We start from the raw sequence: 21,911 nt of genomic DNA on the forward strand, positions 1-21,911 counted from the left end.
TCGCGCTTCGGCGCAGCGCGGACGTAGCTCAGTTGGTAGAGCGCAACCTTGCCAAGGTTGAGGTCGCCAGTTCGAACCTGGTCGTCCGCTCCAGATGATCAGAAGGCCCCGGTCGGTAGTGACCGGGGCCTTCTGCGTATCGCCTACTGCCTTCTTCCTACGACCAGTTGGAGCCGGTCAGGACCTCGTAGGCCTCGATGTACTTGGCCCGGGTCGCCGCCACGACCTCCGGCGGCAGCGCCGGCGGCGGCTGCTCGCTCGCGCGGTCCCAGCCGGAGGCCGGCGAGGTCAGCCAGTCCCGGACGAACTGCTTGTCGTACGACGGCTGCGCGCTCCCCGGCTTCCAGGTGGCGGCGGGCCAGAAGCGCGAGGAGTCGGGTGTCAGCACCTCGTCGGCGATGATCAGCCGCTCGCCGCCGTCCTCGGTGGACTCGAAGCCGAACTCGAACTTGGTGTCGGCCAGGATGATCCCGCGCTGGTGCGCGATGTCCCGGGCCCGGCGGTAGACGTCGAGCGTGGTCCGCCGCAGCTCGGCGGCGGTCTCCACGCCGACCTCGCGGGCGATCTCCTCGTAGCTGACGTTCTCGTCGTGGTCGCCGACGGCCGCCTTGGTGGCCGGGGTGAAGATCGGGCCGGGCAGCTCGGAGCCGTCGACCAGGCCCTCGGGGAGGCCGATGCCGCACACCGTACGGGAGTCGTTGTACTCGACGAGCCCGGAACCGGTCAGATAGCCGCGGGCCACGCACTCGACCTGGACCATGCGCAGCGACGTGCAGATGAGCGTGCGGCCCTCCCAGTCCGCCGGGGCGCCGGGCGGCAGCTCGGTGGAGAGGACGTGGTTGGGCACCAGGTCGGCGAGCTGGTCGAACCACCAGAGCGAGAGCTTGGTGAGGACCCGGCCCTTGTCGGGGATCTCGGAGGGCAGGACCCAGTCGAACGCGGAGATGCGGTCGCTGGCGACCATGACGAGGTCACCCGCCTCGTTCCGGTACAGGTCACGCACCTTGCCGGTGTGCAGGTGGGTGAGGCCCGGAACCTGCACGGGCTCGGGCTTTTCTACAAAACCGGACACGGTGCCTCCGCGTAGATTGATCCAGGAGCGGTTCCGATTGTCCCGTACGGGGAGGCCGGAGCGCGCGCGGGGCCCGGCCTGGTGTTTCCCGCCCCGGACGGACCCCGGTCAGTCGCGCTTGCAGATCCGGTCGAGGAGGTTGGCCGTCGCCTGCTGGATCCGGGAGTCGGTGTGGCCCGGGCGGTCCAGGGCCGGGGACCAGGCGAAGGTGCCGGAGGCGAAGACCAGCGCGCCGGAGGGGGCCTGGTAGAGCGAGGTCTCCTGGTGGCGGGTGGCACCTTCGGAGTCCTGGTACGGCGAGTGGGCGAGCAGGATCCGGTTGTCGTGCTCCGGCAGGCTCGTCCGGGGGAAGTAGCGGTCGGCCTCGCCGGCGACCAGGCCCGGGATCTCGTCGCCGTCGGCCGCGTCCGTGGCGTCCCAGAGCCAGTGCTCGGCGTTGCGCACGACCAGCGGGCCGGCCTCGGGGACGCGGCCCGCGTACTGGATGCCCAGGAGCTGCTGCTCGGGCCGGTCCACCTCGCGCCAGAGCGCGGACTTGCCAGGGCCCCGGCGCTTGCGGCAGGTCAGCAGGCGGTCGGGGATGCCGGAAGCGGAGGGCGCGAGGCCCACCTGCCAGTACATGGTGTTGGCGGAGAGGAAGACGAGCGAGGTGCCCACGTCACGGGCGCGCTCGGCGGCCCGGCGCATGGGCAGCGACCAGTACTCGTCGTGGCCGGGGAAGACCAGGCCCCGGTAGCGGCTGGGGTCGATGCGGCCGGCGTGCAGGTCGCGGGCGTCGGCGTAGGCGAGGTCGTAGCCGTACCGCTCGGCCCAGCGGATGAAGTCGTACGCGTGTCCCACGTGCAGCGGCAGGCCCGCTCCGGCGTACGGGCGGTCGAAGGAGATCGTGACGGCGGCGTCCTCCTCGCCGAGCAGCCGGCCCTTCTCGTCCCACGCGTGGTAGAGGCTGGCGCCGGTGCGGCCGTCCTCCGGATAGAGGTTGTACGCCTGCCAGGTGATGTCCGGGAGCAGGAGCAGCAGGTCGGCGGGGTGATCGTGGCGGACGGTGAACGGGATGTGCGAGCGGTATCCGTCGGCGGTCGTCAGGACCGCCACATACGCGCCGACCGACCAGTAGCTCGGGATCTGGAGCCGCCAGGACATCCACCAGTGGTGGCAGGAGACGGTCCGGTCGGCGGCGAGCGGGGGCGGCTGGACGATGCCGGAGAGGCGCGGGCTGGTGGTGATCTTGGCCGCGCCGTCGCCGCCGTAATGACCGATCCGGTAGACGTCCACGGAGAACTGCTGCGGCGGGTCCACGGTGATGTGGAAGTCGACGGCCTCGCCGGGGGCCGCCGCTCCGGGCGAGACGAAGCCCTTGATCTGGCGGTGCACGTCGTCGGCCGGGCGGGTTCCGCCCCCGGTGGAGCGGCCGAGATCCGCGTACCAGGGGACGACCTGGCCGGTGTCGTCGAAGTAGTTCTCACTGCCGCGCAGCCAGGGCAGCGGGCCCTGTCCGAAGGGGTCGCTCACCGCGTGCGCAAGGGCACCCGACTCCCACCGGCGAATCTGCTCCGCCCCCATGCCGCGCCCCTCCCTCAGGTCCCCCGGACAACTCCGGCGCGCACGATGTCAGCGCCGATCCCCCAGCACATCACATAACGCACGCACTCCGTCACCCTTCGTCGCGAATTGACGTGAACGGAACCTTTCCTTCCGGCCGCTGCCTGCCTTCGCTCCGGCCTCCGCCCGCTTCACCCCAGGCGTACGGGCTTGTCGGAGCGGACGCCCACCTCGGCCAGCCAGGAGCGCAGCGGGTCCGGGTCGCCGTCCTCAACGAGGCTGAGGACCGGCACCGCGAGGTCCGCCCGGCGCTCGCCGTCGACGAGCAGCGTTGGACCGTCCAGCCAGTCGAGGCCCGGGGACGCGCCCGCCGTGTCCACGGCCGCGCAGCAGACCATGGCGGCGACGTGGTCGGCGAGCAGTTCGGTGCCCGTACGCGGCGGCTGGAGCGGGAAGAGGGGCAGCGGGTCGGGGCCCCAGAGGTCCAGCGGGTCCGCGCCGGTGCCGGAGGCCTGCTGGGCGGGGCCGGGCGCCGGGGCCTGGGCGTCGTCCCGGGCGACCGCCGCACCGATGCCCGCCGCGAGCTCCTCGCCGGGGCCGCCGGGTCCGGCCAGGTGCTCCATGACGCGGGCCAGCGTCGGCACCGCCGGATCGGCCGCGGAGGCCGGCGGTACGCCCATGGCGTCGAGCACCCGGTGCAGCCGGGCCGCCTCCGTACGCCACTTCCGGTCGACGACCTCGTCCGGATACTGCTGCCAGTCCACCGGCGCCCAGTCCGGGCCGCTCTCCGCCGGGCCGCCGTGGAAGAGGCGGGCGGCGAGCAGGGATGTGGCCTCGTCGGCGACGCCGGGCTCCTCCAGCAGGTCGCAGGCGGGCCGCTCGCCGAGGCGCGAGGTGAAGCCGTCGGCAAGCCGGTCCCGGCGGGAGAGCTCGGTGAGGGCGGAGACCACGCCGGCGTCCAGCCGGGAGGGCCAGCGGCCCATCCGCCAGGCGGGCAGCGCGACCCGGGTCAGCAGCCGGTCCCAGCCGGCATAGGCCAGGCCGACCTGCTCCTGGGCGGCGATGCGGAGCGCGTAGTCGACGCCCTGGGCGCGCATGGAGGCCGTGGCGGCCACGCACCGCTCCATCTCGGCGGCGTGCTCCCGGCAGGCGCGCAGCAGCAGCCGGGCGACCCAGCCGGTGAAGGCGGCCGGGAGGGCGCGGAAGACTCCCCGGCCGGGGGCGGCTCCGTCGGCCACCGCGGCGTCCAGACCGCGGACGAAGCGGCGGGCGGCGGCTATGTCGGGGTGGGCGGACGAGTGGGTGCCCGCCACGACGGGTGCGAGGACGGCGCGGAGCTCGGCGACCCGCATCCACCAGAGGAAGGGGGAGCCGATCACGAGGACGGGAGCGGTGCTCCTGGCCTCGTTGCTGGCCTCCGGCGCCGCTTCTCCGCTGATGCCGCTGCCGGTGCTGTCGCTGCTGCCGCCGGTGCTTCGGTGGGTGCGGTCCTCCAGCCAGCTGTCGCAGTCCGGGGTCAGCGCTATGGCGGAGGGCGCGGGGACGCCGAGCCGGTCGGCCAGGTCGCGGACCAGCCGGTAGAGGTCCGGAGCCCCTTCCTCCGGCACGGGGACGGTCGGGCTCACGGCGGGCCGGGCCCGTGCGACGGAGACCGCGACGGCGGCGGCCACCAGCAGCACCACGACGGCGACACCGAGCACCGCCCAGCGCACCCCGTCCCAGACGGGCCCGCCGAGGTGCCCTTGGGCGCCCGCGGCGAACAGCACGACCGCCACGGCCGCAGGCGTGATCACCACGGCCAGTGCCCTGCTGCGGATCCGCAGCAGGGCGAGCGCCCGGGCCTGTGCGGCCCGTGCACCCAGCTCCTCACCCACGTCGATACCGGACACGGCCGGATGTCACCCCCTCTGCCCCGCGACGGTTGCTCACTCCCCCACTGTGGCACCCGTCACTGACATCGCAATGCCGGTGGGCCAAGTGCCGGAACGCTTGCGCCGCACCCTAGTTGGGGTCCCGGCGGGCGTCATCCGTCTGGCCCAGTCGTCACCCGATGGAATGGCTTTGGGCAAAGCTGCTGACGTGTCCTCGTCCATAGGGCAGGGCCGCTGCGGCTTCGGCTCCGTGCCCCTCCTCCGTGCCCCGCACGGGACGGCCCCTCGCGCCTGCCCCGCGTACGCCGGTGGCGTTCGGGGGCGGCGTGAGGGGCCGGGTGGAACGGGCGGTCCGGCGGAATCAGCCGCCGGCGGCCTTCAGGGCGATGTCCGTCCGGTGCTGGGAGCCGTCGAGGCGGATGCGGCCGAGGGCGGTGTAGGCGCGCTCACGGGCCGCGGCGAGGTCCTTGCCGGTCGCGGTCACCGAGAGGACCCGGCCGCCCGCGCTCACGACCGCGCCGCCCTGCGCGCGGGTCCCGGCGTGCAGGACGTACGCGTCCGGCGCATCCTGCGCCGCGACCTCCGCGAGCCCGTCGATCGGGTCGCCGGTGCGCGGGGTGTCCGGGTAGTTGTGCGAGGCGATCACGACGGTGACGGCCGCGTCGTCGCGCCAGGTGAGCGGCGGGAGGACGTCCAGGGTGCCGTTGGCGGAGGCGAGCAGGACACCGGCCAGCGGCGTACGGAGCCGGGCCAGGACCACCTGGGTCTCCGGGTCGCCGAACCGGGCGTTGAACTCGATGACCCGCACGCCGCGCGAGGTGATCGCGAGGCCCGCGTAGAGCAGCCCGGAGAAGGGCGTACCCCGGCGGCGGAGCTCGTCGACGGTCGGCTGGAGGACGGTTTCGAGGACCTCGTCGACCAGCTTGGGGTCGGCCCACGGGAGCGGGGAGTAGGCGCCCATGCCGCCGGTGTTCGGGCCCGCGTCGCCGTCCAGCGCGCGCTTGAAGTCCTGGGCGGGCTGGAGCGGCAGCACGGTGGTGCCGTCGGTGATGGCGAAGAGGCTGACCTCGGGGCCGTCGAGGAACTCCTCGATGACCACGCGGTCGCAGGAGAGCGCGTGGTCGCGGGCGGCGGCGAGGTCGTCGGTGACCACGACGCCCTTGCCCGCCGCGAGGCCGTCGTCCTTGACGACGTACGGAGCCCCGAAGGCGTCGAGGGCCTCGTCGATCTCCGCGGGGGTGGTGCAGACGTAGCTGCGGGCGGTGGGGACCCCGGCCCCGGCCATGACGTCCTTGGCGAACGCCTTGGAGCCTTCCAGCTGGGCGGCCTCGCCGGAGGGGCCGAAGCACGGGATGCCGGCCGCGCGCACGGCGTCGGCCACCCCGGCGACGAGTGGCGCCTCCGGGCCGACGACCACCAGCCCGGCGCCCAGCCCGGCCGCGAGGCGCGCGACGGCGTCACCGTCGAGCGCGTCGACCGGGTGCAGTTCGGCCACCTCTGCGATGCCGGCGTTGCCGGGGGCGCAGTACAGAGCGGTGACATCGGGGTCGAGGGACAGAGAGCGGCACAGGGCGTGTTCGCGGGCGCCGCCGCCGATGACGAGGACCTTCACGGGGTGCAGCCTAGCCGCCGGGGCCGGGAGGCCCGGACGGCCGCCGGTCCGTGGACGGCCCCGCCCGCACGGGGAAGCCGGGTCACCGCCTCGCCGCCGGCCGCCTCACTCCTCTTTCCCTCCCTACTCGTTTCCTCACTGCTCGTTGGCTCACTGCTCGTTGGCTCACTGCTCGTTGGCTCACTGCTCGTTGGTGAACTCCTCCACCACGGTGGCGCCCAGCTCGCGGACGATCAGCTCATGGCCGGAGAGGGCGGAGTCGACGAGATCCGGATCGTCGGCCTCCGCGAAATCGTCCTCGGGTGCGACGGAGCGCGGCGGCTCGGAGGCGTACCCGCCGCGGGAGGGCTCGGGGGTGGAGGGACCGGCGCTCCGGGTGCGCGGGGCCTGCTGGGGCTGCTGGTGCTGGTGTTGCGGCTGCTGTGACGAGGTCGGGGTGGCGGGCGGCCGGTTCTGGTTGTGCTGCTGGTTGTGCTGCTGCTGGGGGGCGTGTGCCGGGGTGCCTTCGTACGCCGTCGGGGTCGGGGCGGAGGGTGAGGGCGTCGGGGCGGGCGTGTACTGCGGGGCGGGGCGTCCGGGGCCGGGGGGCGGGAGGGCCGCGCCGCCGCCGGAGGTGTCGACGACCGCTTCGACCCGCCACTGGGCGTTGAACCGCTCGGCGAGCGCCTGCTTGAGGACTTCCTCGCTGCCGCTGCTGGCGAAGTTGTCCCGGGCACCGGCGTTGATGAAGCCGAGTTGGAGGGTGGTCCCGTCGAACCCGCTCACCTGGGCGTTCTGGCTGAGCAGGATCCAGGTGAAGCGGCGCTTGTTCTTGACCGCCTCCAGGATGTCGGGCCACATGCTCTGGACCTGCCCGGCGCCTTGGGCCATGCCCTGTCCGCCCGGCGCCGGGGCGGCGGCGGACGCGGAGGGCGCGGCCGGTGCGGGTGCGGCCGGTGCGGCGGGCGGTGGGGTGGCGGGGCCGCTGCCGGGGGCGGACGCGGTGGGCCAGCCGCCGGGGCGCCGGGCCTGCTCGCCACCGGCGGCGGTGGGCCAGGACCCGGGCCGCTGGGCGGGAGCTTCGGCGGGGGGCTGCGGGGCTGCGGGTTCGTGGGCCGGAGGTGGTGCGTAGGCGGCGGGCGCGGGGGCCGGCGCCTCGCCTCGTACGGCGGCACGGGCGGTGTCCGGACCGGCGGGGGCCACGGGTGCGGCCTGCGGGACGTGGGCGTCGGGCCCGGGTACGTAGCCCATCGGCATCGTGGCGGCGGGCGGCGCCGCGAACGAGGCGGCAGCGGCGGCGGACGCACCGCGCTCCAGCCGGTCGAGCCGCGCCTGCATCGACCGCTCGTCGTCGAAGGCGGCCGGAAGCAGGACCCGGGCGCAGATCAGCTCCACCTGGAGGCGCGGCGAGGTGGCGCCGCGCATCTCGGTGAGACCGTCGTTGACCAGGTCGGCGGCGCGGCTGAGCTCGGCGGCGCCGAAGACGGAGGCCTGGTCCTGCATGCGCTCGACGACATCGGCGGGGGCGTCGATGAGCCCCTTCTCCCCGGCGTCGGGGACGGCGGCGAGGATCACCAGATCGCGCAGCCGCTCCAGCAGATCGGCCACGAACCGCCGGGGGTCGTTGCCGCCCTCGATGACCCGGTCCACGACCTCGAAGGCGGCGGCGCCGTCACCGGCGGCGAAGGCGTCGATGATCGAGTCGAGCAGCGAGCCGTCCGTGTACCCGAGGAGCGAGGTGGCCATGGCGTATGTCACACCGTCGTCGCCCGCACCGGCCAGCAGCTGGTCCATGACGGACATGGAGTCACGCACGGACCCGGCGCCGGCCCGCACGACGAGCGGCAGGACGCCGTCCGCGACGGGGCTGTTCTCCCTCCCACACACATCGGCGAGATAGTTGCGCAGGGTCCCCGGGGGCACCAGCCGGAACGGGTAGTGGTGCGTACGCGACCGGATCGTCCCGATGACCTTCTCGGGCTCGGTGGTCGCGAAGATGAACTTGAGGTGCTCCGGCGGCTCCTCGACCACCTTCAGCAGGGCGTTGAACCCCGCCGGGGTGACCATGTGGGCCTCGTCGATGATGTAGATCTTGTAACGACTGGAGGCGGGTCCGAAGAACGCCTTCTCGCGCAGATCACGGGCGTCGTCCACACCACCGTGGGATGCGGCGTCGATCTCGATGACATCGATGGACCCCGGCCCGTTCCGCGCGAGGTCCTGGCAGGACTGGCACTCCCCGCACGGGGTCGGCGTGGGCCCCTGCTCGCAGTTCAGACAGCGGGCGAGGATGCGCGCACTGGTCGTCTTTCCACAGCCACGCGGCCCGCTGAACAGGTACGCGTGATTGACCCGGTTGTTCCGCAAGGCCTGCTGGAGCGGGTCAGTGACATGCTCCTGACCGATGACCTCGGCGAACGACTCGGGGCGGTAGCGGCGGTACAGCGCAAGGGACGACACATCTACGAGGTTATCGGGGCGCACCGACAACCGATCCCACACGGCCCGAACGCGGGCTCCGGCCGGGACTCCGTACCCGGCAGCTCCCACGGGCCCACGGAACGCAAGGGCCCCCCACGCACCCGCCAGAGCCAACCTACCCTTGCTGCCTTCCGGCCCTGGGGGAGTTCAGTCAGATAGCGCCACGTGAGGGGCTGACGCCCACCTTAGCGGATCCCCACCCCCTCCGGTCCACCCACCCGTCCACCACCCGCCCCGCCGGACGACCTGCACGGCCCCTCCGGACGATCTTCGGCGAACGTGTTCGCGAGCACCCTCCAACGTCTTGTATTGTTTGCGGCGGAGGATTCGCCTAGTGGCCTAGGGCGCACGCTTGGAAAGCGTGTTGGGGGCAACCCCTCACGAGTTCGAATCTCGTATCCTCCGCCATTGCTCTCACCGGGCAATACGTCGAAGGGCCCCACCGCTTGCGGTGGGGCCCTTCGACGTTGAGGCAGGTGCATCTCCGCTCACCGCCCGCTGAGGGCGGCCCCGCAGACGTTGCCGTACATGGCCGCCTTCGGCCCGGACCGGCGCATCATCTGGATGCGGGCGGCGCAGAGGCCGAGCTCCCAGGGCGGCGGAGCGCCGCCGAGTGCCCATTCCTCCGCGCGCTCCCGAAACCATCGAAATTGTCAGAAAACCTCCCTGCCGACCCTCAGTTGCGTCACCATCCACACATGAGCCAGGAACAGACGCGTGGGTAAGCGCGAACGCCGCCGAAAGCGGGAACGGGGCAGGAAGAACCAGGCACAGCAACGGCGAGCGGCTGCTCCCCGGCCGATTGTTCGGGTTTTCCCCTCGGACGCTCCCCGCCTCCGTGTCGTGATCAAGCACGATGCTCCGGAGGACGCCCGGAGAATCAGTGCCCTCTACTGGGAGATCAAGGACGACGGCACCTGGGCCCGGACCGTCGGCAGCATCGGCGTGACCGGCGACATCGGGGCGGTGGCCACAGCTCACTCGTACGCCACGCTCCTCAACTGCCCGTGCGCGAACTGCTCCGAACCGATCACCGTCACCAACCGGTCCTGGGCCAACAAGGTCGGCGGCAAGTACCTCGACGCGGAAGCTCCTTCGTACCTCTGCGGGGAGTGCTCGAAAATCCGGCAGCAGGAGGAGACCGAGCGGCAGCAACGCGCCGCCGAACAGAAGCGCGTCGAGCGGGAACGTGAGCGGCAGCAGGCGGAAAGGCTCCAGCGGCTGGTGGCTCACGCTCTTGCGGACGAGGAAGGAAAGGCCGAGCCGGCCGACCCCCTTCCGAAGGACAGCCCTCTGGCCCTTGCCCTCTACGTGGCGTTGATCAGCTACGCCACCCGCAATCCCGGCACGCCACTTCCCCGTCTCTCAAGTGTCGGCCCCTTGGGCTGGACAGGTGATGCCGAGCAGGACAGACAACTCTTGTCGGATCTCTACGACGCGCAGTTGCTTGCCCTCGCGCCGGAGAGTCCGGTGGAGGCGTTCAGGCCCTCCCAGAACGGCGACGGCGTCGCCTTCGTCTCCACCGAAGTCGCGTGGCGGGTGGTCGGTGGCCTGGCCGCCGCGCAGGAGCGCGTCAAGAAGATCGCGGATGACCTCCGGACTCGGCCCGGTCCTCAGGCAGCTGAGGACCGGGAGGCCTTCACCACGCTGGTGGACCGGCTGGAGGTTCTCGACGTCTCCGGCTACCTCGACAACCTGCTCACCAAGAAGTACGGCTACCCCGCGGTGCCCGAAGCGCGGCGCGAGGAACTCGCCGACGTGATCCGCAAGGGCTTCGCCCACGGGTACACCTCCGGTCAGATGATCTGCTTCGCCTGGCGGGCTGCCGACTCCGCCGCGGCGTGGAAGGAGCGCAACCCTCGGATGGGGCCGCCGGAGGCGGCGTCCGCCTCGGTGACCAGCCTCAGCGGCAAGATCGACAAGGCGATCGAGCTGCACCATTCCATCCCCGAGTACGAGGCTCCGCGTTGGCACGCATCGCCCCTGGCGCTCGCCTGCTTCCGGCGGCTGCACGCCGAGATCCGCTGGGTGTACGACCGCGAAGTCATCGGTGCGTGCACCCAATGCGACCACCGGGGCCTCAAGGAGACCGTCCACCCCGAGACCGGCGTGGACACCGTGTGGCGCTGCACCCATCCCGTCGAGATCCCCGCCCAGCCTCATGGAGAGGAAGAGCCGAGCGGCCGGGACGACGCGCCCGACCCTGTCGACGTCTGACCCCTGGGCTCCCTCACGTCGGCGGACTCGGTCGAGGCGTCGACGCGTCACACCGTGCGGGTGCGCCCCAAGCGGAGGGCGGAGACGAGAAAGAAGACGCCACCGAGGAGGGCATAGCCGGCCAAACCGGCCAGGGAGGCGTCGCCCGTACCGGCCTGGGCGAAGAACGAGGCGCCGGCGAGTGTGGAAATGGCCCCGCTGGCGATCATCGCCCACTGGCCGCCGAGTTGGCGGCGGGCGGCGCCGACGAGGAGCTGGACGACGCCCGCCGTGATGGCCCAGACGCCCCATACCCGCAGGACGGCGGGGATGCCGGACGTGGCGGCGACGGCGACGCCGATGCCGGTGAGGGTGCTGAGCGCGATGTTCACGTACAGGCCGCGCGCAGGCTGGGCATCCGCCCGGGCGGAGCGGAGATCGATGACGGCGCACGCCACGTCGAACAAGGGGTAGATCACCAGCAGCGTAGCCGTGAGCGCGCCCAGCGTGCCGGCGGTCGCGAACAGCATGGCCGCCCATGCCGCGGCGAAGCCGAAGCGTAGGAAGTACAGCTTGCGCAGGGCGGTGGGGACGCTGGCGGGGGTCGTGCCGACGAGGGTGTTCACGGGAGTCCTTTCAGGGAAGAGAGGGCATCTCTCAACGAGGGAGAACGTTCGGTCTCTTTCATTGAAAGGACTGACCGCCGCACTGTCAAGACCGAACGTTCTCCCTCATCGGTGCGGTAGCCTGGCCGTATGAGTGAGGGCACGGGAGGAAGCAGCACGTCGGCGGCGCGGGCGCGGCTGCTGGACACAGCGACGCGCATCTTCTACGCGGAGGGGATCCACTCCGTCGGTGTCGACCGGATCATCGTGGAGGCGCAGGTCACCCGCGCCACGCTGTACCGGCACTTCACCGGCAAGGAAGAACTCGTCCTCGCCTACCTCGACCAAGCCGACCGGGGGATCCGGGCGGGCATCGAGGCCGCGCGGGCGGGCGAGCAGTCGGCGGCCGACGCGGTCCGGGCGATCGGCCGGTTCATCACCGGAGGCATTCAGAGCCCCGGCTTCCGCGGCTGCGCCTTCCTCAACGCGGCGGCCGAGTACCCCGACCCCGCCCACCCCATCCACCGAGCCGTCCTGGACCACCGCCGGTGGTTCCTGGACACCGTCACCGAGCTGCTGGCGCAAGTCGGCGATCAGCCCGCCGACGGTGCCGGCCGGCACCTCGTCATGCTCCGCGACGGCGCCATGGCCGCCGGCTGCCTTTCCGACCCGAAGCCGATCGCCGAGACCTTCCTCCTGGGCGTCGAGGGGATCCTGCGGGCACGCGGAGCCTGAGCGGCTCTTCGCGCACGCAGCACCCGCAGCACCCGCAGCACCCGCACAATCCCCTACAGGAGTTCCCGCGCCGCGTAGTAGGCGCGCAGCGCGGCCTCACTGCCGGAGCCCAGGGCCGTCATGATGCGTTGATAGCGGGCGGAGCGGAGATCGCCGGCCACGATGATGCGCGGGTGCTGGCGGTCCGGCGGGGAGTAGCCGTCGGCGTCACGGACCAGGTCGCCTGCAGGAGCGGTGGGCGCGCTGCCGATGCTGAGGTGGACGGCGTCCGCCGTGACCGTACGCCGTCCGCCGCCCCGGTTCCGTACGTCCGCGGTCACCGTGCCTCCTTCGGAGGCGTACAGCGTCAGATGCTCGACGGGCAGGAGCATGACGCGTGGATCGTCGCGGATCTCCTCGATCTTGTACGTGTCCGCCTCCGGGTACGCCACGAGCAGGCGGGTTCCGGTGGCCGGGTGGGCGCGGAGGAAGGTGCCGATCGGGCGGTCGCCGCCGAGGACGAGGAGCGTACGGCCTTCGGCGTCGTCCGGGTCGGCCTGCCAGAGCGGAGACAGGGTGAGGCCGCCGGGTGCCGTGATCCAGGGGACGTCGCCGGGCTGGAGGGGGCCGACGCCGGTGGCGACGACCGCGTGCGGGGCCGTCAGGCGCGTACCGGTGTCCAGGGTGACCGTGACGTGGTCGTCGGCGGCGCGGAGTTCGGTGACGTGTCGGCCGAGTTCCTGGCGGCACAGCTCCGTGTCTGCCAACTCTGCGGTGATGACGTCTGCGAGCGCGGGGCCGCTGGTGTGGCCGCCGAGGACGTTGTCCAGGGCCGGGATGCGGTGGAGGCTGCGGCACAGCCGGTCCGGCTCGACCAGGATCGAGCGCATGCCGACGCTCGCGGCTGTGCGGGCGGCGGCGCAGCCGGCCGGGCCGCCGCCGATGACGATCAGGTCGGTGGCGTGGGCGGCGGGCACCTCGGTGTGGGATGCGGTATCGGCCATGGGCACATCTCACCACCTGGGCGCCACGCCCGAACCGTTTCCCATCGCCTGGCCGACGGTGGCCAGCGAACCGGATGCGAGGAGACAACAGGCGACAACAAGACTGGCGTCCTGGATGCGTGCGACGCTGACGCGTCTTGCCGCTGCTCGCCAAGTTGGCGGGTAGCGATCCCCGACGAACACCAGCAGCAACCTGCTTGGTTCAAGTTCGACCACACCAACTGTAGGCATACAGGACCCACGGGGAATCTTCTGCAGGCTTCAGCCGACTAGCGCTGGCATTTTATTTTTCGCCCCCCTGCCCGAGGGATCTCGAGAGCCGCCGGATCCAGCGAAGAAGAACGGATCCCTGACAGTCGGAATCCTTTATCATCGCGATATCCGGACATGCTCGAATTAATTGCTCGACCATGTAATCAGAGTCTTTCCGAATATTGCGGTAGTCGAATCTCAGATACTGCAGATCAGCCAGGAACGCCACCGATTCCGGAAGGTCTCGAGCGCACAATCGGCCAACCCCTGAAAGCAGCACGGGAATAACCAACCGGCCGAACTTGAACGCCTCTTCAATCTCCCTGAGAACCCAGTCGCATGTAGGTGAGGCATCATTCTCTGGGATGTCAAATTTTCCCGACCATTCAGCATCTATGATCACCAGCATCACACTGCACCCCTCTACGGCACTCAGGATCGAGCGCGCAAAGTCAGAGCCTGCCAATATAGACCTTGATGCCCGAAATACTCTATCTTCTCCGAATTGTTCCGACAGCAACTCGTCGAGGAGGGCTGCAGCGTAGGCACCCCCCTCTCTGCGGTAGTTGACGAATATTTGATCCACTTAGCACCCCTTAGCCACTGCTGTGACTTCCCAAATTCCGCAGCGTTCGCGCTCATTCCGCCGCAGCCCTCTAGGCTAAATGATCGATGACAACTGAGGCGCCAACCGCTCCTAAGACCCTTGATGCTGAATACTCACGCCGGCGAAGGGAAAACAAGTGACAGAAATCCCGTCGAGAAAAAGCTGGCTGCATCAGGGGTTGAAGGCCTCCAAGCCGCCCGCACTCGAACAGGCTTCAGGGTCTCCAGCACCGACGTCGGAGATGCTTGAAATAACAAAATGGCACATCGATAGATACGATCGCCTTCGTTCGTCAACGTCACTTCGGGCATCGATTCTACTCAGCGCCAATGCCATCCTGATCACCGGCTCTCTGATTCTCGTCAACTATCACTTACAGTCCGACACGCGACGCCAGAGCATTTTGATCGAATCCCTGTTCGCAGCCCTGGCAACCCTGACGCTCTCATTAATTATGCGAAGCCTCTGGGGATGCATCAATGCGATCGCTGCACGCAAAACAACTCGCGCTCTTCATCACGCGGAAATACCCACAAGATTTCTGTTCAATTGGGGGGACACTCTCAAGTCTGTCGACGGGCACACCGACTTCGCCCGTAAGGTGACAGAACTCAGCCTGGATTCCATGCTCGGACATGCAGTGGCGGAACTCTGGACGGACATATTGCAACACGCCCAACGCCATCGCCACTTGAGGTCCGCAATCAGCACTTTCCGGTACTGCATCATTGCTCAGTTGGTGCTTGCCGCATTCACGTTCCTCGCAGCACTGAGGTGAGCAAGGGTCGAAGGCAGTCAGCACCGCTCAGTCCGTGGCGTCGCAAACCTCCGCCGCTCTGTGAGACGCCCGATCACTCAGCCCAGGCCTTCTGTCGCGCTACAAGTACGCGCGACCTGAGGTCGACCCGGCAACGAGCACTCCGGTACTGAGCGAGTTGATTGAGACGCTGTGTGCCACCAATGCGCCGCGCATCCTCGACTCCGTCGGCTCCCGGCCAAGCTCGGCCTCGCCCCGGCCGACCTGGATGCGGCGCTCCTCGAGACGGTGCCCGGCCTGCACGAGTAGCCGTCAGGCCGGGCGGGCAGCGGCCGTTCGGGGAAGCGCAACTTTTCGGACAATCCTGGGCCACTCGAGGGACACGAGACAACCCGACCGCCTCAGCCCCCCTCTCACAGGCCGGACACAGCGTCGCCACAGGTGAGTTGAGGGCCGTGCTGTCTGTCCGTGTCCGTCACGCACTCGGAAAGAGCCGGAGCACGAGGAACGATGACCAGATTCCAGCAGGGCCGCACCAACCGCCTCACCCGCCCCTCCATCGCCGTCGCCGCGGCCATCGCCGTGACGGCGGGTGTCGTTGCCGCCGCGCCCGACGCCAAGACCGCGCAGCCAGGGCCGAAGCTCAGCCTGATCGCCGCGTCCGCCTCGGTGACGCTCGACTCGTGGAAGGACGATCCCGGGGTCTATCTCGATCTCGGGACCTACCTCACCTCCGAGAACGCAGCCTTCGAGCTCAAGGTGACCCGTAAGTCCTACAAGGATCCCGTCGTCGCCTCGCAGATCATCCGGAACGGGAAGAAGACCACCACGAAGGCGCTTCCCACGGGGCTGGTGAAGGACTTCACCGGGCTGCCCGGCTTCCTGCAGGTCAGCGTCGTCGACGCGGCCGGGAAAGCGGTGCTGAAGAAGACCGAGCCCTTCTGCCCCAACAACGCCTCCGGACGCGTGCGGCCCGACGCTCCCGCCAAGTCGAAGTATCCGCAGAGCTGTCCCGTCAACCCCTTCACCCTCGGCTCCGTCTGGGGCGTGGAGAACGGGTGGGCGGCCAACACCTATGCCGGGTACTACTCCGCGCCGGTCCAGCTGGCCGCCGGGAAGTACACCGCCAAGGTCTCCGTGACCAAGAAGTACCGCGACCTCTTCGGGATCGCCGACAAGTCGCAGAGCGTCAAGGTCACCGTGCGCGAGCGTAGTTGGGAGGAGGAGGAAGGTGGCACCGGTGGTGCCGCCGCCAAGGCCGCCTCCGGCTCCCTGCACTCCGGGCACTCCGGGCACGCACCCGCGTCCTCCGCCCCCGCCGCCCACGCCGGACACGGCGCCCCCGCCCGTACCGACGCCCCCGCCGGCCCGACGAGCGGTGCCGGAGCCACGTACAACGTCGGTCACGGGCCATACCCGCCGGCACCGCCCGCCCTCCCCTGGGCGCTCAAGAAGCAGACCGCCGAGCGCCAGGGCTTCTCCGCCGCTCGCATCGGGGACCGGGCCGGGCAGACCGACGGGTCGCGGCAGGCTCCCGCCGTGCAGCCCAACGCGAAGCGGCCCACCGGCAAGGCCTCCGTGCCCGACGTGCCCAAGCCCGACCTGCGCTCGCTGCCCGCGTACGGGATCACCGTCAGCGACGGTTACGAGGACGTGCCCGGCAAGGACTACCTCGCCTTCAGCGCCAACGTGTGGAACGCCGGGCCGGCCAAGCTCGTCGTCGACGGGTTCCGGTCGCCGGGCAAGGAGCTGATGGACGCCTACCAGTACTTCTACGACGCCAAGGGCAAGCAGGTCGGCTACACCCCGACCGGCACCATGGAGTGGGACCCGCGCCCCGGCCACGAGCACTGGCACTTCACGGACTTCGCCAGCTACCGGCTGCTGAAGGCCGACAAGAAGGAGACCGTGCGCAGCGGCAAGGAGGCGTTCTGCCTCGCCAACACCGACGCCGTCGACTACACGGTCAAGAACGCCAACTGGCACCCGGAGAACACCGACCTGTCCACCGCGTGCGGCCAGGAGAACTCCATCTCCGTCCGCGAGGTGCTCGACATCGGCTCCGGTGACACCTACACCCAGGACCTGCCCGGCCAGTCCTTCGACATCACGAACCTGCCGAACGGCACGTACTACATCCAGGTCCTCGCCAACCCGGAGAACCGGCTCAAGGAGACCAACCACAAGAACAACAGCGCCCTGCGGAAGGTCGTCCTCGGCGGGAAGAAGGGCGCGCGGACCGTGAAGGTTCCCGCCCATCACCTGGTGAACGCCAACTGATCTCCGCCGTCCCGGCCCCACGGGGCTTCCTGACACCTCGCTCGTGCCGTCGGCCCCGGAGCCTGTTCCCGGGCCGACGGCACGAGCCGTTCAGCCCGCCTCCCCCGCCGCCCGCCGCTCCGTGATCCGCCCCGTCGCGTCCGCGTCCAGGTGGGCCGTCCCCTCCGTGCCGCTCACCGTGACCCGGACCCGCGGCCCGGACCCCGCACCCGCTCCCGGTGACACATCGATGCGCCAGCTCTCGGCATCGCGGACGCCGAGGGTGGTGCGGGCCTCACGGACGAGGCCGGGGAGGAGTTCGTACGGGAGGGACGCGAGGTGGAACGTCTCGGCGGGCGGTAGGGCGGAGTCGCCGCGCATCGCCATGCGGTGGTCCTCGATGGTGAGTGCGGTGACGTACGGGGTGTCCACCCGGGCCTCCAGCTCCATCGCGGTCACCCGCATCCGCCCGAAGGTGAGCAGCGAGGAGGAGGGCCCGGAGACGGTGGTGGAGGTGGAGAACGTATGCGATGCGGAGGAGGACGAGGAAGATCGCTCCGCCGGACCCTCCGACGCGAACAGCTCACCCCGGAGGAGCAGCACCACCACCGCCGCACCCGCCAGCAATCCGAGCAGCGCCACCAGGCACCACGCCCCCGCGCCCCCTTCCGGGTCCCTCACCAGGGTGGACTCGGGCGCGGAGTCGATCTGCGCCTCCTCGGCCCGGCGGCTCCACTCCGGGGTGGGCCGGGTGACGATCCGGACGTCCCAGGGCTTCTCCGGGTGGTACTCCACGACCGCGATCCCGCGTGGCCGGTAGGCGGGGATGTCGACCAGGTTGACGGACTGGCTGATCTTCACGCGGTACGCCGACCGGCCGTCCTCCGGCTCCGGTGCCACGGTGAGCCGGAACGTCACCGGCACGTCGGCCGTTTCGCCGCCCGTGGCCCGCAGGTCCTCGATCCGGGCCAGGGCGGTCCTGCGGGCCGGGGGCTCGGCGGGCCCCGCGCCCCGCCGCCCGCCGAGGAAGGCGAGGAGGATCAGGAGGGTCAGGACCCCGCCCCCGGTGGCGAGGACCGGCACGTCCTTGAGGATCACGCCGACGACGAGCGCGGCGAGCGCCGCACCGGTCACGCCGGAGAGGAGAGCGAGGCGGAGAGCGGCGAGGAACCGGCTCGCGCCCGAACGGTCCTCCTGAGAAAGCCCGTTGACCTCGTCCGAACCGCGCTGCCCCGTCGTCCCCATGACCGTGATTGTGCCGGTCGGGAGGACAACGGGGCAGGGGCCGGAAGAAGAACGGGAGGAGCGGGTGTCAGTCCTCGCCCTCCAGGTTGCCCTCGGTCTCCAGGTACACCTGGCGCAGCGCCTCCAGCACCGCCGGGTCCGGCTTGGCCCACATGCCGCGCGACTCGGCCTCCAGCAGGCGCTCCGCGATGCCGTGCAGGGCCCAGGGGTTGGCCTCCTGGAGGAACTGCTTGTTCTCCGGGTCGAGCACGTACGTCTCGGTGAGCTTGTCGTACATCCAGTCCGCGACGACCCCGGTCGTGGCGTCGTAGCCGAAGAGGTAGTCGACGGTGGCCGCCAGCTCGAACGCGCCCTTGTAGCCGTGGCGGCGCATCGCCTCGATCCACTTCGGGTTGACGACCCGGGCGCGGAAGACGCGGGAGGTCTCCTCGACGAGCGTGCGGGTGCGGACGGTCTCGGGGCGGGTGGAGTCCCCGATGTACGCCTCCGGGGCCTTGCCCTTGAGCGCGCGCACGGTGGCCACCATGCCGCCGTGGTACTGGAAGTAGTCGTCCGAGTCCGCGATGTCGTGCTCGCGGGTGTCGGTGTTCTTCGCCGCGACCTCGATGCGCTTGTACGCCGTCTCCATCTCCTCGCGGGCCGGGCGGCCGTCGAGCTCGCGGCCGTAGGCGTATCCGCCCCAGACCGTGTAGACCTCGGCGAGGTCGGCGTCGGTGCGCCAGTCGCGGGAGTCGATGAGCTGGAGGAGGCCGGCGCCGTACGTGCCGGGGCGCGAGCCGAAGATCCTTGTGGTGGCCCGGCGTTCGTCACCGTGCTCGGCCAGGTCGGCCTGGGCATGGGCCCGTACGTAGTTCTGCTCGGCCGGTTCGTCGAGCGAGGCGGCCAGTCGTACGGCGTCGTCGAGCAGCCCGATCGTGTGCGGGAACGCGTCCCGGAAGAAGCCGGAGATGCGGAGTGTCACGTCGATGCGCGGACGGCCCAACTCGGCGTACGGGATGGGCTCCAGACCCGTCACGCGGCGCGAGGCGTCGTCCCATACGGGCCGGATGCCGAGCAGCGCGAACGCCTCCGCGATGTCGTCGCCCGCCGTGCGCATCGCGCTGGTGCCCCAGAGCGAGAGGCCGACCGAGGTGGGCCAGTCGCCGTTGTCGGTGCGGTAGCGGGTGAGGAGGGAGTCCGCCAGGGCCTGGCCGGTCTCCCACGCCAGCTTGGAGGGGACCGCCTTCGGGTCGACCGAGTAGAAGTTGCGGCCCGTCGGGAGGACGTTGACCAGGCCGCGGAGCGGGGAGCCGGACGGGCCCGCGGGGACGAAGCCGCCGTTCAACGCGTGGACGGCGTGGGTGAGTTCGTCGGTCGTCGCCGCCATGCGGGGGACGACCTCGGTGGCCGCGAAGGTGAGGATGTCGGCTACCGCGTCCGGCAGGCCTGCGGCGACCCCGGCCACCGCCGCCGGGTCCCAGTCCGCGTCGTCCATCGCCTGGACCAGGGCGCGCGCCTGCTCCTCGATCGCGTCCGCGTCCGTGCGGGTCGCGGCCGACTCGTCGAGCCCGAGCGCTTCGCGGAGGCCGGGGAGGGATGCCGTACCGCCCCAGATCTGGCGGGCGCGCAGCACGGCGAGCACCAGGTTGACCCGGTCGTTCCCGGCGGGCGGGTTGCCGAGGACGTGCAGGCCGTCGCGGATCTGGACGTCCTTGATCTCGCAGAGCCAGCCGTCGAGGTGCATGATGAAGTCGTCGAAGCCCTCGTCCTCCGGGCGGTCCGCCACGCCGAGGTCGTGGTCGAGCTTCGCGGCCTGGATCAGCGTCCAGATCTGCGCGCGGATCGCGGGCAGCTTGGACGGGTCCATCGCGGCGATCTGGGCGTGCTCGTCGAGGAGTTGCTCCAGGCGCGCGATGTCGCCGTAGCTGTCGGCGCGGGCCATCGGCGGGACCAGGTGGTCGATCAGCGTGGCGTGGACGCGGCGCTTGGCCTGCGTACCCTCGCCCGGGTCGTTCACCAGGAACGGGTAGACGAGGGGAAGGTCACCGAGGGCCGCGTCGGGGCCGCACGCGGCCGACAGGCCCGCGTTCTTGCCGGGCAGCCACTCCAGGTTGCCGTGCTTGCCGAGGTGGACCATGGCGTCCGCGCCGAAGCCGTTGTCCTCGGCGGAGGCGGCGATCCAGCGGTAGGCGGCCAAGTAGTGGTGGGACGGCGGGAGATCGGGGTCGTGGTAGATCGCGATCGGGTTCTCGCCGAAGCCGCGCGGTGGCTGGATGAGGATGAGGAGGTTGCCGCGCCGCAGAGCGGCCAGGACGACGTCGCCCTCCGGGTTGGCGGACCGGTCCACGAACATCTCGCCGGGCGCCGGGCCCCAGTGCTCCTCCACCGACTCCCGGAGTTCCTGAGGAAGTTGGGCGAACCAGCGGCGGTAGTCGGCGGCCGGGATCCGGACCGGGTTCTTCGCCAGCTGCTCCTCGGTCAGCCACTCCTGATCGTGGCCGCCCGCCTCGATCAGCGCGTAGATCAGCTCGTCGCCGTCCCCGGAGACCAGTCCCGGGATGTCGGCCTCCGGCCCGAAGTCGTACCCTTCGGCGCGCAGCCGCCGCAGCAGCGCCACAGCACTGGCGGGCGTGTCCAGGCCGACCGCGTTGCCGATCCGCGAGTGCTTGGTCGGATAGGCCGAGAGCACGAGCGCGATCTTCTTCTCCGCGTTGGGGATCGAGCGCAGCTTCGCGTGGCGTACGGCGATCCCGGCGACGCGGGCCGCGCGCTCGGCATCGGCGACGTACGCCGGGAGCCCGTCCTCGTCGATCTCCTTGAAGGAGAAGGGGACGGTGATCAGGCGGCCGTCGAACTCCGGCACCGCGATCTGGGTGGCCGCGTCCAGCGGCGAGACGCCCTCGTCGTTCTCCTCCCACGCGGCGCGCGGGCTGGTGAGGCAGAGCGCCTGGAGGATCGGCACGTCGAGCTGGGTCAGCGCGCCCGCGTCCCACGACTCGTCGTCGCCTCCCGCCGAGGCCTCGGCGGGCTTGGTGCCGCCCGCCGCGAGGACGGTGGTGACGATGGCGTCGGCGGCGCGGAGCTGGTCGATCAGCTCGCTCTCCGGCGTACGGAGAGACGCGACGTACAGCGGAAGCGGCCGGGCCCCGGCGTCCTCCACCGCCGTGCACAGCGCCTCCACGAACGCGGTGTTGCCGCTCATGTGGTGGGCCCGGTAGTAGAGGACGGCGACCGTCGGCGCCCCCGCGTCCACCGCACGGGCCTCCCGCTCCAGCGGGCCCCACGCCGGGGCCGGGGCGGGCGGCTCGAAGCCGTGGCCGGTCAGCAGCACGGTGTCGGAGAGGAACCGGGCCAGCTGCTCCAGGTTGGCGGGCCCGCCGTGCGCGAGGTAGGCGTGCGCCTCGGCGGCTATCCCGATCGGCACGGTGGAGGCGGCCATGAGCTGCGCGTCCGGAGCCTGCTCACCGGTCAGCACGACGACCGGCCGCCCGGTGGCCAGCACCGCGTCGAGCCCCTCCTGCCACGCGCGTACGCCGCCGAGGAGGCGTACGACGACGAGGTCGACGCCGTCCAGCAGCGCCGGGAGCCCGGCCAGGTCGACGCGGGAGGGGTTGGCGTACCGGTAGCTGACGGGCCCCTCGGAAGCGCGGGCGCTCAGGAGGTCGGTGTCGGACGTCGACAGGAGCAGGATCATGCTGCGTCAGGCCTTCCTCGGGGTGTCCACGCCCCGGGCGGT

14 protein-coding genes, 2 tRNA genes and 1 other RNA gene are annotated in these 21,911 nt (G+C 70.9%); 6 read left to right on the top strand and 11 right to left on the bottom strand.

Going from position 1 to position 21,911, the window contains the following annotated elements:
• Nucleotides 1-17 precede the first annotated feature (17 nt).
• A tRNA-Gly gene (locus ACIRR8_RS08790) sits at nt 18-93 on the top strand.
• Nucleotides 94-157: 64 nt separating this feature from the next.
• On the opposite strand, the gene ACIRR8_RS08795 is transcribed toward ACIRR8_RS08790, so the two are convergent.
• From ACIRR8_RS08795 to ffs, 6 genes are all read right to left on the bottom strand, one after another.
• Complete coding sequence (locus ACIRR8_RS08795; protein ID WP_404060886.1) at nt 158-1,072, bottom strand: phosphoribosylaminoimidazolesuccinocarboxamide synthase; 915 nt, start codon at nt 1,070-1,072, stop codon at nt 158-160.
• Between the two features lie 108 nt (nt 1,073-1,180).
• Nucleotides 1,181-2,635 carry a N,N-dimethylformamidase beta subunit family domain-containing protein gene (locus ACIRR8_RS08800; RefSeq protein WP_404060888.1) on the bottom strand — a complete coding sequence of 485 codons (1,455 nt, stop codon included), beginning with the start codon at nt 2,633-2,635 and terminating at the stop codon, nt 1,181-1,183.
• 170 nt (nt 2,636-2,805) lie between these two features.
• A complete protein-coding gene (locus tag ACIRR8_RS08805; protein WP_404060891.1) occupies nt 2,806-4,503 on the bottom strand; it encodes a hypothetical protein in 1,698 nt (565 codons plus the stop codon).
• 343 nt (nt 4,504-4,846) lie between these two features.
• Complete coding sequence (purD, locus tag ACIRR8_RS08810) at nt 4,847-6,097, bottom strand: phosphoribosylamine--glycine ligase (RefSeq protein ID WP_404060894.1); 1,251 nt, start codon at nt 6,095-6,097, stop codon at nt 4,847-4,849.
• A gap of 180 nt (nt 6,098-6,277) precedes the next feature.
• Nucleotides 6,278-8,536 carry a DNA polymerase III subunit gamma and tau gene (locus tag ACIRR8_RS08815; RefSeq protein WP_404060897.1) on the bottom strand — a complete coding sequence of 753 codons (2,259 nt, stop codon included), beginning with the start codon at nt 8,534-8,536 and terminating at the stop codon, nt 6,278-6,280.
• Between the two features lie 102 nt (nt 8,537-8,638).
• An RNA gene (gene ffs / locus ACIRR8_RS08820) (signal recognition particle sRNA small type) lies at nt 8,639-8,735 on the bottom strand.
• Nucleotides 8,736-8,877: 142 nt separating this feature from the next.
• Here ffs and ACIRR8_RS08825 point away from each other — a divergent pair.
• Together ACIRR8_RS08825 and ACIRR8_RS08830 are read left to right on the top strand one after the other, a co-directional pair.
• Nucleotides 8,878-8,965 (top strand) — tRNA-Ser (locus ACIRR8_RS08825).
• A 435-nt stretch (nt 8,966-9,400) separates the two neighbouring features.
• A complete protein-coding gene (locus ACIRR8_RS08830) occupies nt 9,401-10,774 on the top strand; it encodes a hypothetical protein (RefSeq protein ID WP_404060899.1) in 1,374 nt (457 codons plus the stop codon).
• A gap of 47 nt (nt 10,775-10,821) precedes the next feature.
• Here ACIRR8_RS08830 and ACIRR8_RS08835 read toward each other — a convergent pair whose 3' ends face one another.
• Nucleotides 10,822-11,379: a hypothetical protein gene (locus tag ACIRR8_RS08835; protein WP_404060902.1), complete on the bottom strand. Its 558-nt coding sequence runs from the start codon at nt 11,377-11,379 to the stop codon at nt 10,822-10,824.
• Nucleotides 11,380-11,508: 129 nt separating this feature from the next.
• Here ACIRR8_RS08835 and ACIRR8_RS08840 point away from each other — a divergent pair, with 129 nt between their 5' ends.
• Nucleotides 11,509-12,093 (top strand): TetR/AcrR family transcriptional regulator, encoded by a 585-nt coding sequence (locus ACIRR8_RS08840; RefSeq protein ID WP_404060905.1) that lies wholly within the window; start codon nt 11,509-11,511, stop codon nt 12,091-12,093.
• Between the two features lie 53 nt (nt 12,094-12,146).
• On the opposite strand, the gene ACIRR8_RS08845 is transcribed toward ACIRR8_RS08840, so the two are convergent.
• Nucleotides 12,147-13,076 (bottom strand): FAD-dependent oxidoreductase, encoded by a 930-nt coding sequence (locus tag ACIRR8_RS08845; protein ID WP_404060908.1) that lies wholly within the window; start codon nt 13,074-13,076, stop codon nt 12,147-12,149.
• A gap of 283 nt (nt 13,077-13,359) precedes the next feature.
• Nucleotides 13,360-13,914, bottom strand: a complete 555-nt coding sequence (locus ACIRR8_RS08850) for a toll/interleukin-1 receptor domain-containing protein (protein WP_404060911.1) — start codon at nt 13,912-13,914, stop codon at nt 13,360-13,362.
• 157 nt (nt 13,915-14,071) lie between these two features.
• Here ACIRR8_RS08850 and ACIRR8_RS08855 point away from each other — a divergent pair, with 157 nt between their 5' ends.
• Together ACIRR8_RS08855 and ACIRR8_RS08860 are read left to right on the top strand one after the other, a co-directional pair.
• Nucleotides 14,072-14,713 carry a hypothetical protein gene (locus ACIRR8_RS08855; RefSeq protein WP_404060914.1) on the top strand — a complete coding sequence of 214 codons (642 nt, stop codon included), beginning with the start codon at nt 14,072-14,074 and terminating at the stop codon, nt 14,711-14,713.
• A 489-nt stretch (nt 14,714-15,202) separates the two neighbouring features.
• Nucleotides 15,203-16,972, top strand: a complete 1,770-nt coding sequence (locus ACIRR8_RS08860) for a lysyl oxidase family protein (protein WP_404060916.1) — start codon at nt 15,203-15,205, stop codon at nt 16,970-16,972.
• Nucleotides 16,973-17,062: 90 nt separating this feature from the next.
• Here ACIRR8_RS08860 and ACIRR8_RS08865 read toward each other — a convergent pair whose 3' ends face one another.
• A complete protein-coding gene (locus tag ACIRR8_RS08865) occupies nt 17,063-18,196 on the bottom strand; it encodes a hypothetical protein (RefSeq protein ID WP_404060919.1) in 1,134 nt (377 codons plus the stop codon).
• Nucleotides 18,197-18,263: 67 nt separating this feature from the next.
• Nucleotides 18,264-21,869 carry a cobaltochelatase subunit CobN gene (gene cobN / locus ACIRR8_RS08870; RefSeq protein WP_404060922.1) on the bottom strand — a complete coding sequence of 1,202 codons (3,606 nt, stop codon included), beginning with the start codon at nt 21,867-21,869 and terminating at the stop codon, nt 18,264-18,266.
• Nucleotides 21,870-21,911: the final 42 nt, after the last annotated feature.

The organism is Streptomyces sp. NPDC101178, assembly GCF_044767965.1.
In the GTDB taxonomy this organism is placed as follows: domain Bacteria; phylum Actinomycetota; class Actinomycetes; order Streptomycetales; family Streptomycetaceae; genus Streptomyces.

Bases quoted from the DNA above. Each gene is read 5' to 3' on its own strand.
- ACIRR8_RS08800 (WP_404060888.1), bottom strand. From the start codon at position 2,635: ATGGGGGCGGAGCAGATTCGCCGGTGGGAGTCGGGTGCCCTTGCGCAC.
- ACIRR8_RS08840 (WP_404060905.1), top strand. From the start codon at position 11,509: ATGAGTGAGGGCACGGGAGGAAGCAGCACGTCGGCGGCGCGGGCGCGG.
- ACIRR8_RS08845 (WP_404060908.1), bottom strand. From the start codon at position 13,076: ATGGCCGATACCGCATCCCACACCGAGGTGCCCGCCGCCCACGCCACC.
- ACIRR8_RS08860 (WP_404060916.1), top strand. From the start codon at position 15,203: ATGACCAGATTCCAGCAGGGCCGCACCAACCGCCTCACCCGCCCCTCC.
- ACIRR8_RS08865 (WP_404060919.1), bottom strand. From the start codon at position 18,196: ATGGGGACGACGGGGCAGCGCGGTTCGGACGAGGTCAACGGGCTTTCT.
- cobN (WP_404060922.1), bottom strand. From the start codon at position 21,869: ATGATCCTGCTCCTGTCGACGTCCGACACCGACCTCCTGAGCGCCCGC.